At 55.8% G+C, this 355-nt stretch carries 1 protein-coding gene; it reads left to right on the forward strand.

The window, feature by feature from the left end:
• Positions 1-96 precede the first annotated feature (96 nt).
• The coding region (locus AC1U89_RS25075) for a RidA family protein (RefSeq protein ID WP_479902319.1) at positions 97-355 on the forward strand (259 nt) is incomplete at its 3' end.

Consider the following 355-nt stretch of genomic DNA (forward strand, 5'->3'; position numbering starts at 1 on the left):
GACCGAGGAAGATCTCGAATTTGCCATCCAAGCCTTCACATCGACGCTCACGGCCATTTCGAGAGCGCAGAAAAATACATTGCAGGAGGCCAGCGTATGACACATCCAACAAAGAGGACGGAAGTGTTGAGCATTGACGTACCAAGCCCCCGCGGTCACTTTTCGCACGCCGTAATCGCCGGAGATTTTGTGCACGTGTCCGGCCTGCTCGGCTTTGACGCCTCCGGACAGCTCCCTGAACCGGGGGACATCGAAGCTCAGACGGCGCGAATATTGGACTCACTCGAGTCGATCCTTCATGCAGCAGGTTCTTCTCCAGCCTCCTTGGTAAAGCTCACTGTCTACGTCACCGACA

The organism is Caulobacter sp. 05T431, from assembly GCF_056665975.1.